This window comes from Maritalea myrionectae (genome assembly GCF_003433515.1).
GTDB classification, from domain to species: domain Bacteria; phylum Pseudomonadota; class Alphaproteobacteria; order Rhizobiales; family Devosiaceae; genus Maritalea; species Maritalea myrionectae.
In genome coordinates, this window is record NZ_CP021330.1 from 3,159,522 (window position 1) to 3,171,849 (window position 12,328).

Below are 12,328 nucleotides of genomic sequence, written 5' to 3' on the forward strand. Positions count from 1 at the left end.
CATGGCCACGATTGAAGATTTGGTGCAGCGCCACATCGCCAGGGGCACATTTCCCTGCGCGGAGATATTGGTGGCAACTGGGGACAAAGTACGCTTCCATCAAGCCTTCGGTTTTATGGAGGGGAGCGATATTGCCCCGTTGAAGAAAGGCGCAATGTTTGATCTTGCGTCGCTCACCAAACCATTGGCCACCGCCAATCTGCTGGTGCAATTGGTGCGGGAAGATCGTATCGGATTAGACGACGCTGTCAGCGATTATCTGCCCGAATTTATCGCCGGGCGGCACACTTCCATCAGCGTACGCCAACTGGCCTTGCACCAAGCCGGCTTGCCCGCAGAGGCCCCTTTGGCCAAACAGGCAGACAGTGCTGACGCCGCATGGCAATTGATCTATCAAATGCCCCTCGCCTATGCGCCGGGCAAAAAGGTGATTTATTCTTGCCTTGGCTATTTGTTGCTGGGGCGGATTATTGAGCAGGTGCTCGATATGTCGCTTGATGAAGCCTTTGCCGCGCATATTGCTGGGCCACAAAAGCTACAACACACCTTCTTCAGTCCTTTGGAAGCCGCACCGCATTTGCCCGAAATTGTGCCAAGTGTGCCTGCCATTCGCTCCAGCGGATTTATCCGCGGTGTCGTGAATGATAGCACTGCTCGCCGATTGGGCGGCAAGGTGGGCAATGCGGGCCTCTTTTCGACTGCGGCAGACGTACATAATATCTCCTGCGCACTTCTCGATGCGGCAGATCCGTTGATTTTTGAAAACGGCAACGGTCCGGGTCTTACCCCACGCACGATCGGCTTTGAATTTAATGATCCCGATATTTTGGGCTGCAGTTGTGGCGATCAGTTTTTCCCCGGCGCTGTCGGCCATACCGGATTTACCGGAACGTCTTTGTGGATGGAGCCGCATTCCAAACTGATTGTGATCGCGCTCACAAACAGGGTCTATCTGTCGTACCGCGATACGATTGAGGCGATGCGCACATTCCGTGCTGAATTACATGCCACCGCTAAAAAAGTTTATGGCGTATAGCACCATAAAGACGGTGTAAAACAATCCCGCCGCAACCATCAGCCCATTGGTGACCAGTCTTGGGCGCACGCCATCGGGCAGATTGAGATTGAGCGCAAAGGTGGTGAACACGATAAACGGCGTGTGCACAGCCGCAATGATGCCGGAAAATGACATGATTTTCACCGGGTCTCCAATGGCCAGGATCAGCGCGGTCGAGGCTACGCCGGTAATGCTCACGAGATAAAAGATTTTCAGCGCTTGCCGATATCCCATTTTGGACGGACGCCAAAACACCATGGGGTGCATCCATTTCGGTGGCGCTTTTTCCTTGACCTGTTCATCGCCCCCTTTTTCGTAACCACTGAGCGGCAAAAGCAAAGTGATGTCGGCAAAGGAGCGAGCCCAGCCATCCTGATTGGCAATAACACTACCGCCCAAAATAACGACAATCGCCATCATCATGACCCAATAGCCGAGTGATCCCCAAATTTCAGAAAGAAGTTTTGTGAGTTGCAGCGCCACATCTACACCCGACGGCACAATACCCTCAGGCTTGAGCAGTTCAACGCCCAACACCAGAAAACTGGTGATTGTCAATGTGCCGATCAGCACGCCAATAAGCGCGGTGTTCGACATGGTGCGCATCCAGGCTTTCAAGCCATCTATCGCAGCATAATAGTCCTTTTCAGAGCGGCCTTCCTCTTCAACATCGTCGACATCTTCGCCCTTATGCAACTCGCCCACAGCACCGCCATAACCTTTGGTGGCCACCCAATAGGAATACCACAAGATTCCCATGGACCCGGCGAGTATGGTGCCGACCCAAGGCAAGATAAAAGGGATGTCGAGATTGTCAGGAATGTTGGGGGCAAGGCCCGCGGTGAAGCTTTGCAGATCAGGCTTTGATTGAAGGGCAGCCAAAAAGGTCACCACAACCATGATTAGCGCAAAAATCTGCGCCACGCGGGAGACCCATTTGTAGCCCCCGAACCCCACAAGAAAGACTGAAGCCCAGAGCAATGCGATCGACCACAAGACCAAGCCGCCCGGCAAGACAGTCTTAAGGGCGCTGCCTGCCAAGCCAGAAAGTCCTGCCACGCCGACAGCAGCAGCAAATAATTGTGGCACGAAAATCAACCACAAAGCCCAGTTGCGGGGGCCGGGCAAGGTGCTAAACCCATCGAGCACGGTACGCCCGGTGACCACCGAAAAGCGTCCTGCCTCACGGATCATAATCCACATGAGAAAACACACCATCAACAACAGCCACAAAAACGAGTAGCCATATTCTGAGCCAATACGCGGTGTGAATAGGATTGAACCAGACCCAACTGACGATATGGCCCACAGGATACCCGGTCCCCACCATTTGACACGGTTTTTACCTTGCGGTGCTTCTGGCACAAATGGGCGTATTTGAATGGGCTGTTGTGGCACTTTGACTCTGGACGTCGATTTAAAATTTCAGGGCACTGTCGCGAAGATGCAGCCGCCGTCCCACAGACGGCAGCTATTGTTTAAATGCGACGCCTGCTGAAATGTTCCAAATCTGAAGCTTTTGGGCCAGCCCCGTTCAGGCTAAGTGAGAATGGGATCACCAAAAATCAACTTATGTTCACCAGGCACGGCTTCAATTTTCGCTCGGCTCATCAGGCAAAATGCGGTGGAAAGCCCATCTGCGCGCGCTGCCGATTTGTCGACCACGCTTAGGCTTTGCCACATGCCGCCGGGTTGGCCGGTGTGCGGATCCAGAATATGCCCGGCTTGGCCGCCTTGATCGAACGCAGTTCCGCTGGGTGAGGATGTTGCGATGGCCGCATTTGACAGATTTAGCTGCTCATTTTTGTAGGCTAAGGAAACAGGCCAAGGCATACCATTTGGGGCGACACCTTGGGCCGAGATTTCCCCGGTATTGACCAGCACATTTTTGACGCCCTCTTGCCGGAGCAAATCGGCAACTTTGTCGGCAATATATCCCTGTGCGATACCATTAAAGGTCAATGCCATATCCGGTTTTGAAAACTCAACCTGAGATGGCGATGCGGAAATGCCCATCCACCCTGATCTGCCACGCGCGGTGGCAATCTCGTTTGGCGTCGGCCGTTCACCCCTGGCATATTTTTGAGCATGCAGCGCCCAAAGCGGCTGCACCGACGGGTCGAAAACGCCAGCGGTTTCGCGGTAAATACGATCACTAATATTGATCAGGTCGAGCAATTCGACAGCTGGATCTGCCAACACCCCGTCTCGGTTTAATCGCGCCAATTGGCTATCTGGCAGATAGAGTGAAAATACCTTCTCCAACCGCGCAATTTCCAACAGCGCCTTTTGGGTGAGTGCTTTTGCGTCTTCATGATCGAGAATAATGTTGGCATTGGCCCCTAGTGCAACACCACTCCATTTATAGGTTGAGGCGCGAGCACCCTGCCCGATTAGCGGCAATGCGGCGGCTCCCGCCAAAATAGAAATCACGCGGCGTCGAGTGATCATTGGCTAACCTCTTCGTTTGTCTCGTCATGATCTACAGGGGCGAGCACGTGGTCCTGTGTTATGTCTTGCAAATGGCGCACTTCCCCACCGCGCAAGTTGGCGAAGGCAAGCGCCGCGTCCTCCTCAGCAAAGGGGACAAGTTCTGGTGCGCCCATGCCCCCGAGGGCGTCAGACCCCACCACATAGAAGGCTTCGTCCGCGCGAATCCAATTGTCTTCACCCGGTTCGGACCAGTTCTTGGCTTTGCCCATATCGTTCACATACATCACCACAATTTCCGCTGATTGTTCGGGTGACTTTACATAGGCGAGACCGTCGCGCACTTGCGAGAACCACAAGGGGTTCTCCATGCCCGCCAGGTACATTTGGGCCTTTGGCCCTTCGTGATCCAAAATAATCATTTGGCAATAATGCCCCGCCGCTTCTGCTGTCAAAGCGATGGGTTCAGGGGTTGGCGTCACGGCAGCTTCACTTGCACAACCCGCCAGCACAAAAGCGCTGGCAATAATGATTAGTTTTTTCGCGTGGATCATGGCTCGACCTTTCTGAAGGCTAGAAGCGCAAACAAGAGGGCCGCAATTGGCCACACCAGTAAGGAAGCAAGTTGGCCGCCCAGCCCTGTCGCACTGCTTGCTGCGCCCAGGCCGGAGGACAACATGTTGACGGATTGATCAGGCATGTTCAGCAGCCGAAATGCATCGGCTGGATTGGCCACCAAGGCGTAAGGGAAAATGGTTTTGGTAAAGGTGCCGCCTGCATCAGCGACCAACGCGCCGAGCAAGCCCAGATCATAAAGCACCACAGCGATCAACCATAAGGCGATGGCGACGCCGGACGCAGCCCCGGTTTGTTTGACAAGCGCTGAAATGGTGTAGCCGAGGCCCAGAAAAGTGGCCCCCAGAGCCAATGAGGTGAAATAGAGCACGATCAGAGCGCGCCACTCGGTGGCAGCAACTTCGTGACGAAAGGCGATGATTGCGGCGGTGATGCTAAGGCCGATGGCCACAGCCACGCCGAGCACCAGTAGGTGTGCGAAAAACTTGCCCAACAAGATTTCTGCCCGCGATAATGGATAGGACAGGCTAAGGGTCAATGTGCCGCGTTCTGCTTCGCCGGATATGGCATCAAACGACAAAAGCAGCCCGATCAGTGGCATCAAATAAACGGACAGCGTTGTAATGGAGGTGATGGACACAGTCATCGGCCCAGCGCCCAACACGCCTGTGGGCGCGTTGCCAGCTATGGTCAGCACCACATTGAAGGTGGCCATCAAAACAATAGCCGTGGCGACCCAAAGGTTGCGGCGTGCAATCAGCAATTCTAAACGTGCAATCGACAAGATTGATGTCATGATGATTTCTCCTCAATTCGAGAGAAATGTCGATAAAGCTCTTCCAGACTGGCGGGCGTCACATCGACATCTTTGACCACTGGCCCCAACGCGGTGATGGCAGACAAAACGCCGATTTTCTCGTCGGGGCGGCACATCAACTCCACGGACTGGCAATTGACGCGCGTGCCGCCGAGCTTATCGCTGACGCTTTCAATTGTGTCGGTGGACGCAGTGACTTTAAACCTGATCGGCAGGCTGGCGCGCTCGCGCAATTGTTGCAAACTATCATTGGCGACCAACTGGCCTTGCGACAGGATTGCGATGCGGTCCGTGCGCAATTCCAATTCAGTAAGTGCGTGAGACGACAGCATAACCGCTGACCCATTGTGCGCCATCTCTTCGACAATATCATAGAATTCATGGCGGCTGACCGGATCTAAACCACTGGTTGGTTCATCCAAAATCGCCAATTTCGGCTGGCCCAGCACAACTTGTGCCAAACCAATGCGCTGCCGCATACCTTTTGAGTACGTGCTGATCCGACGATCCGCTGCGTGCCCCAGACCAACGCGATCCAGCAAATCATCCGCTTGCTTCAATGGCACTGATTTTAATCGCGCGAAATGGTGCAGCTGCTCGCGCCCTGTTAAGGCGCCATGAAAGGCAACACTTTCCGGCAGATATCCGGTTTGCCGACGGGCTGCAGCCGAACCGGGATGATTGCCAAGCACATCAATCGTGCCTTGGCTGATCGGCATCAGGCCCAGCACCATTTTGATGATGGTGGTTTTGCCCGCCCCATTGTGGCCAAGCAACGCAACACGTTCCCCCGCTTCAACGGTAAGCGAGACATCTGAAACGGTTTCCAGATCTCCGTGGCGTTTGACAACGTGTTGGATATTGAGAGCAGTCATTTAAAATTCCTCCCATTCAGGGATTTCAGGCTGGACCGGTTGCATGAGCGGATGGCGATCCACCACGCCACCGGGCAGCAGAGCGGGAAAAGCAGATTGGGACCACCGGATCAATTGAACAGCGGGCGAGCCCAACAGCGATTTTGCCATAGGTTGCGTCCATAAAACGTGGTCCATAATATCGTTTGGGCGGTAGGCCGCGTCGGCAATGCCGTTGCCGTCCAGATCGTAGGCGGCGTGATCTGACCAATAATTACCTTTGCCGTCGACGCTCCAATCGAGCCATTTTGATCCGACATATTTCACCTGAGTTCGATTGCCGACAAAGGCATTTTCAACGATGCTATTGCGCTCGGACCCGGCGGTGAAATGCACGCCGATCTGGCATTGTGAAAACAGATTGCCGCGAAAACTGTTCTTGTGGGCATTATAGATGAACACACATTTTTCACCGCCCTGCTCGATGATGTTGGCGAGGATGGTGCTTTTGTTGGTGTAATTGAGCATGATGCCGTGATCGCGGTCATTGCGCGACAGGTTCCCCTCAATCACCACATCATCAGAATACATAATTGCATAGCCAAGGTGATTGCCGAGAGAGATATTGTTGCGCACGACAGATTTGTTCGCGTGCATATAGTGGATGGCAAACCGCAGATCGCGCATGCGATTGCCAATGAATTCGTTCTGTTTCGAGGTGTTGACGAAAATGCCGTCGCGGCCATAGCGAATGTCGTTGCCCACGACCTTCGAGCCCGGCGCGTTCCAGACATAAACACCATTGCCCCGCTCATTCATGCGGTGGTCGAGCCGGCCCTCAATCTTGTTTGCCCGCACCATTGCATCTTTGGTGCCGTGAACATCGATGCCGACGAGGTTGCCGAGCAGCACATTGTTTTCGATAAGCGCTCGATCTGCACTTTGGGCTGTAACGATACCAGAATCCCGATTTTGGCCATCGGAACCAGAGCCCGTGACCTTGATGCCGCGCACGGTAACGTCTGTGGCGTTGACCACAATCACTGAACCGATTTCGTTGCCTTTGATGTGGGCTTTTCCTTGCCCATCCAGAACCAAAGGCACGTCAATCTGAATCGGCCCTGCATAGGTGCCTGGCGCGAGGCGGACATAATCGCCCGCCTCCGCTTTTTCGAGGATGACGGACAATGCCTCGCCTTCAGGCGTCACTTGCCAATCGCGGGCCATGGCGGTGGCCACGTTCAATAGCAATAGTAGACAGGCAAGAAGGCGAAGCATCATGACCGACAATCCTTATTTGGGCTCAACAAACATACGGCCGCGCATTTCCATGTGCAGCGCGTGGCAGAACCATTGGCAATAGAACCAATGCACACCTGGACGCCCTGCAATGAATGTAACAGACGCTGTAGCTTGGGGAGCAACTTCCATCGCCACATTGTGATTTGACAGGCAGAAGCCGTGGGTCAAATCATCAATCTCATCGAGGTTGGTGACATACACAGTGACTTCATCACCCTGTTTGACGGTGAAGCTCTCCAAAGAGAAGGCCGGGGCCACAGAGAACATGTAGACACGGACTTTGTTGCCATCGCGAATGACAGTGTCGTGACCATCTTCCAACACCACGCCATCGGCCGCAGCTTGCGCTTTGGCATCATCGAACATTGGATCATTGCGATCCCAAACAGCGTTTGGATTCACTTTTGACCGGTGCACAATGATACAGTCGTGTGGCTCTGCGAAAGTTGGGCCATCGTGAACGACCTTCATCTCATCAGAGCTGATGTCAATCAGTTGCTCATTTTCAGGTTTCAGCGGACCAACGTTCAAGAAACGGTCTTTTGAGAACTTGTTCAAAGAGATGAGCCATTTGCCATCAGCTTCTGCGGTTTCGCCCATGGATGTTGAGTTGTGTCCAGGCTGATAGGCCACATCGACTTTTGAGATGATTGGATCAACATCTTCGCCAGCATAAGCGCGCACAGCGTCTTCAATGTTCCATTTTACCACTTGGCTGTCCAAGAACAATGTTGTGAAGGCGTTGCCTTTGCCATCAAACGCTGTGTGAAGAGGGCCAAGACCCAATTGTGGTTCTGCAACAATGCATGAACGTGGATCGATATCTTCTTCAAACAATGCGTCCAATTTGGTTACATCGATCACAGATACAGTTGGTGACAATTTGCCAGCAACACAAACGTGGCGTTTGTCAGGTGCAGTGTTGATGCCGTGTGGGCTGTTTGGAATTGGAATATAGCGTGTGTATTTCTTATTGGAGCCTTTACGACCATCAATAATGGGCACGCCATTCAACACTTCCACATCACCATTGGCGACGCCTTTTTCGATTTCCTTGATGTTGAACACAACAACATGGTCCATCTCGCTCTCAGTCATTTCGGCAAGGTTCATGCCCATTTCTGAGTTGTAAGATGTTGAGAAGGCATATTTGCCTTGATAGTCACAGTCGGTGTTATCAAGGTTGCCGGAAACCATCACCTGCCAAGACACCTTCATTTCGTCGCCATCGATGGCTGAAAAGATGTTTGTGTAGGTGGAAACGTCATGCATTGTAGAGCCGTCATTCACCAAAGGTGCTTCGTGCTCTGAGTTGGCAAACACATAGCCAGTACGTGGATATTTTTGAGGGCGCATGCCGTGAATGTCGTGGGCATTCGGGATCTCAATGATCTTGTCACACTTCATCACGTCAACGCGCACACGAGCAACCCGGGTGTTGGCTTTGTCGTTCATGAAAATGTAGCGACCGTCATAGGTGCCGTCAGTGAAAGACATATGAGGGTGGTGAAGGTCACCATTGTCATATGTTTTCATGCCGGAATCGGCCAAGAATTGTTTGGTTTCGTCGGTCAAACCTTCAGTCAAAATTTTCAATGACTCGTTGGTTTGGCCCCAACCGGTTGCGGAACAGCGATTGAAAACGGGTACCCGCATCAATTCACGCATGGAAGGCATGCCCATAATGCGCAATTCGCCTGTTTGGCCGGAAGACCAAAAGCCGTAATATTCGTCCAGCTCACCCGGAGCCAGCGTATGGTCATTTTCCGCTGCTGCCGCAGGTGTTGCCATAAGTGCGGCACCACCAGTGGTTGCCAAAGCGCCAGCTAAAAACGCGCCGGCACCTGTGCCTGTGAGAAGTTCCCGACGGGAAATCCCAGCTGATTTTACTTTATTGTCAGACATGTTAGCTCTCCTTTTTGCTAATGCCTTGCGGTGGATTTTTTTTACTCAGCAGGGCTTCCATTGCCGCCTTTGATGCCGTGTCATTTGCTGAGCGACGCTCGCGTCCTTTTCGTTGTTTGATGCAGACGGGACATTTCTGGTCGTCCTGATAGAGCACTTGGCAGTGCAAGCAGGACAGACATTCATTCGGGTTGATTTCCCCTGTGGGGTGGATCGCTTGCACAAAACATTCGTTTGCACAGGTTTGGCAGGGGTTGCCGCATTCTTTGTAGCGCTTGAGCCAATCAAACATCCGGATACGGCCCGGAATGGCCAGTGCCGCGCCCAACGGGCAGAGATAGCGGCAATAAAAACGCTCAATAAACAGGCCAGCGCCCAACAGCACCGTGGCGAACACCACGAAAGGCCATGCGCGATCAAACTTCAAAATGATTGCTGTTTTGAAGGGTTCGATTTCGGCATATTGCTCCGCCATCGGAATGGAGACGAGCGACAAACCGAATAGACCTAGAAAGATCATATATTTCAGCGGCCAAAGCCGCTCATGTAGGCCCCAGGGCAGTTCCCACTGAGGTACTTTGAAAAAGCGTGCGATCTGGTTGGTGATTTCTTGCAAGGCGCCGAAGGGGCATAGCCATCCGCAAAATGCGCCGCGTCCCCAAAACAGCAGTGCGGCCGCAACTGAGAACCACAGAATAAACACAAGCGGGTCGAGCAAAAATGCATCCCAACTGAAGCCGCTTTGCAAACTTGCGCCCAAGGCCATCAGGTTGACGATGGAAAGCTGTGCGTTTTGTCCCCAGCCCAAAAACACAAGTGTGACGACCAGAAAACTCATGCGGAACCAATAGAAGAACCGCGCATTCCGGGTGAATTGCTTTTGGAAGAAGAAGGTTGCCGTGAGCACCGCCAACATGACGCCAAGCACGGTGATTTCAAATTGCTTGTCGCGCCAGATTCGTTGCCACAATGCGGCGCGGGCAGCATCATCATCGTTGGTGTCAACCGCTGAGGCGACAGGTGCTACTTTCGGCAAAGGCTTTAGATATTGCTCTGGCAATTTATAGCCGAGATCGAAGGTCAAAAAGGTCTTTTCAACCGGGCCGACTTCGCGGTGGGCCAGCAATTGCAACCGCCACGGTTTGGCGGGATCAAACTCGGCGTTTGCCGGAATTCTAAAAATATCCAGCTCAGTAAAGCTGGGCGCACCATCCGCTGCGATTTCGCCGAGCCGTCGATGGTTTTTATCGTGAAAGCGGACGGAAATGTCGCCCTGAATGAGCTGGATACGGTCAAAAATGCCGCCGCGCACATAGCCAGAGCCTTTAAAGGAATAAAGGCCGCGTCCCGCGATCAGAATTGCATGCTCACCTTCATCCAGCCAGGATTGCAAATTGCCATATTCGGCCTCGCCCAAAAGGCTGAGGCCAATGCTGGGGGCAGACACCAAAGCGGCGTGCATATCGATGAACGTGGTTTCGGGGTCTTTTTCGATGGGCCGCTCAATCGCGCGTGGATCGCCGGCCTGCACAAAGGCCTCATTGATTTGACCGACATCCAAGGTCAGGCGACGGATAGAGCCATCGCCGGACATGGTTTGCCAGTCAGACACAAGACTTTCATCGTCATTCAACTCGCGCTGCGGGCTATTGTCCTTCGCTTCAGTGGACAGGCCACCCAAGCCCAATGCGCGTGCCACCTTAATGGCCGAACGCACAATTGAGTCGTCGATGATCATGATGGTCACCGTCGCGCCAGAAATGATGTCGAGCTCGTGGGCTGATCCCCCTTGAGCCGCTTCCTGAACGACATCGAGGCCTTTGTAACTTGCAGTGAGCTTTTTGATTTTGCTGTCTGGAATGCCGATCAAAACGATTGGTTCGGAGTGCTCAACCAACTCAGCGCCGAGCAATTTCCCCTCCAGGTCGATGGCGGCCATAACGTGAATGGGTTTGCCGGAATAGCCGGTGGTGCCGACGAAATCTGAAGTGACGAAGGCATAGCCAATCAAGTCTTGGTCCTGATAGATCGGCGCGACGGGCAGGTCTTGCTGAATGTCGCCATATCCAGACGCTTCAGGCGCAAAAAGCTGAACGTCAGTCTTGGACAGGAACTTTTCAAGGACGGGGCGGTTGGTCTGCGCTGAAGCTGTAGAAACGCTTAGGATAAGGCCCAACGCTAACGTTGATAGCAGGAATAAAAGGCGGGAAAGAATATTTGATTTGCTCATGAGAAAACTCGTGCATCACAAGTACTGGCGGGCGGTCCTCGCAGCATTTGATTGTGGATTGGCGCTGGTGTTTTGATAGTTTGGAATCGAAACGGGGCGGAAGAGTTCGCAGCAACAGTCAGAAAATGCATTGCGCCTTCAGGCGGGAAGCCGCCAGATTGCTCGGAGTCGGTAAAGCAAATTGCGCAACTGGCGCAGTCGGGACATGGGGCGTCCTCGTCACCATTGACCGCAACGACAAGTGCAGACTGTGAATCACAAATAACCGCTAGCAAGGGAGCTGCCTGCGCCGCAAAGGGTTGGGCCAACAAGAACACTACCGCACATGCCAGCAAAAAATCTGCACATAGCGCGTACAACGCCTTGCACAATGTCTTCCAGCTGGTTTTTGGGCGTGAAGCGTACATGGACAACCTTTTTTAGTTACAGTTGTCAAATACGCCTTGGTGGGGCGTTGGTCTTTGCGCTAGATCAAGTAAGGCGACAGATTTGTGGATTGGCGATCGCGCCTGTCACATTTGGGGACACGCGAAAACGGAAACCCGCACAGGGACGTTGGCCAAGTTTAGACGGTTTTACGCGCCTCTTGCGACACCACGCGCAGATAGTTCAGGCAAGCAATTACTTCCTTGCCTTGAAAAGGCTTGGTGAGATAGACATCCGCGCCTAACGACTTGCCGTAGCTGACATCGGACGCGTTGGCACGTGAGGTGAGCATCATCGTTGGAATGTCAGCCGTTTGTGGCGAAGCGTTCAGATGCCATAGAAACTGATAACCATCAATGCGCGGCATCATGGCATCAACCACAATGAGATCGGGCGTTGTTGTTTTCAGCAGATTCAGGCCAGCTTCGCCATCGGCACAGCTTAGAACGCGAAAGCCCTCTTCTTGCAGAAGCGGCGTGAGAAAGTCGATAATCTGGTCATCATCGTCGATCAGTAAAACTGTTTCCATCTGAAATCTCGTCGGGTTTTTGCACTCAATACTCACTGATCATAATCTCAGCTTAAAAACATATTGTTACAAACCCATTGTTCATAAAATTAAAGTAAATAGGATATTATACTAACTAGGTATAATTTAATCTTAAATATAATTGTATCTACTCATGTTAACCCGAATGAAATCATTTCTGAGCCCAATAGTATAATGCGGC

Annotated in this window: 10 protein-coding genes; 1 reads left to right on the plus strand and 9 read right to left on the minus strand. The window is 52.7% G+C overall.

Features of this window, described 5'->3' with window-relative positions; all coding sequences use genetic code 11:
- The first annotated feature begins 1 nt into the window (after nt 1).
- Entirely contained in the window at nt 2-1,036 is a 1,035-nt protein-coding gene (locus MXMO3_RS15895; RefSeq protein ID WP_117396513.1) for a serine hydrolase domain-containing protein, read from the plus strand.
- Here the strand turns inward: MXMO3_RS15895 and MXMO3_RS15900 are convergent.
- The 9 genes from MXMO3_RS15900 to MXMO3_RS15945 all read right to left on the minus strand — a co-directional run bounded on the left by MXMO3_RS15900 (nt 1,001) and on the right by MXMO3_RS15945 (nt 12,126).
- The gene (locus MXMO3_RS15900; protein ID WP_117396514.1) at nt 1,001-2,455 is read right to left on the minus strand and encodes an Nramp family divalent metal transporter; all 1,455 of its coding nucleotides are present in this window, start codon (nt 2,453-2,455) and stop codon (nt 1,001-1,003) included. The genes MXMO3_RS15895 and MXMO3_RS15900 overlap by 36 nt on opposite strands.
- Before the next feature lie 141 nt (nt 2,456-2,596).
- Nucleotides 2,597-3,508 carry an FAD:protein FMN transferase gene (locus MXMO3_RS15905; RefSeq protein ID WP_205468036.1) on the minus strand — a complete coding sequence of 304 codons (912 nt, stop codon included), beginning with the start codon at nt 3,506-3,508 and terminating at the stop codon, nt 2,597-2,599.
- A complete protein-coding gene (locus MXMO3_RS15910) occupies nt 3,505-4,041 on the minus strand; it encodes a nitrous oxide reductase accessory protein NosL (protein ID WP_117396515.1) in 537 nt (178 codons plus the stop codon). Before MXMO3_RS15910 ends, MXMO3_RS15905 begins: the two co-directional genes overlap by 4 nt.
- A complete protein-coding gene (locus MXMO3_RS15915) occupies nt 4,038-4,859 on the minus strand; it encodes an ABC transporter permease (RefSeq protein WP_027834050.1) in 822 nt (273 codons plus the stop codon). Before MXMO3_RS15915 ends, MXMO3_RS15910 begins: the two co-directional genes overlap by 4 nt.
- On the minus strand, nt 4,856-5,755 hold the full coding sequence (locus MXMO3_RS15920) for an ABC transporter ATP-binding protein (RefSeq protein ID WP_027834051.1): 900 nt from the start codon (nt 5,753-5,755) through the stop codon (nt 4,856-4,858). Before MXMO3_RS15920 ends, MXMO3_RS15915 begins: the two co-directional genes overlap by 4 nt.
- Nucleotides 5,756-7,015, minus strand: coding sequence for a nitrous oxide reductase family maturation protein NosD (locus MXMO3_RS15925; protein ID WP_205468037.1), 1,260 nt, complete (start codon nt 7,013-7,015; stop codon nt 5,756-5,758).
- Between the two features lie 12 nt (nt 7,016-7,027).
- Nucleotides 7,028-8,941 carry a TAT-dependent nitrous-oxide reductase gene (gene nosZ / locus MXMO3_RS15930; protein ID WP_027834053.1) on the minus strand — a complete coding sequence of 638 codons (1,914 nt, stop codon included), beginning with the start codon at nt 8,939-8,941 and terminating at the stop codon, nt 7,028-7,030.
- Between the two features lies 1 nt (nt 8,942).
- A complete protein-coding gene (locus MXMO3_RS15935; protein ID WP_117396516.1) occupies nt 8,943-11,171 on the minus strand; it encodes a NosR/NirI family protein in 2,229 nt (742 codons plus the stop codon).
- Nucleotides 11,172-11,736: 565 nt separating this feature from the next.
- On the minus strand, nt 11,737-12,126 hold the full coding sequence (locus MXMO3_RS15945; RefSeq protein WP_117396518.1) for a response regulator: 390 nt from the start codon (nt 12,124-12,126) through the stop codon (nt 11,737-11,739).
- Nucleotides 12,127-12,328 lie beyond the last annotated feature (202 nt).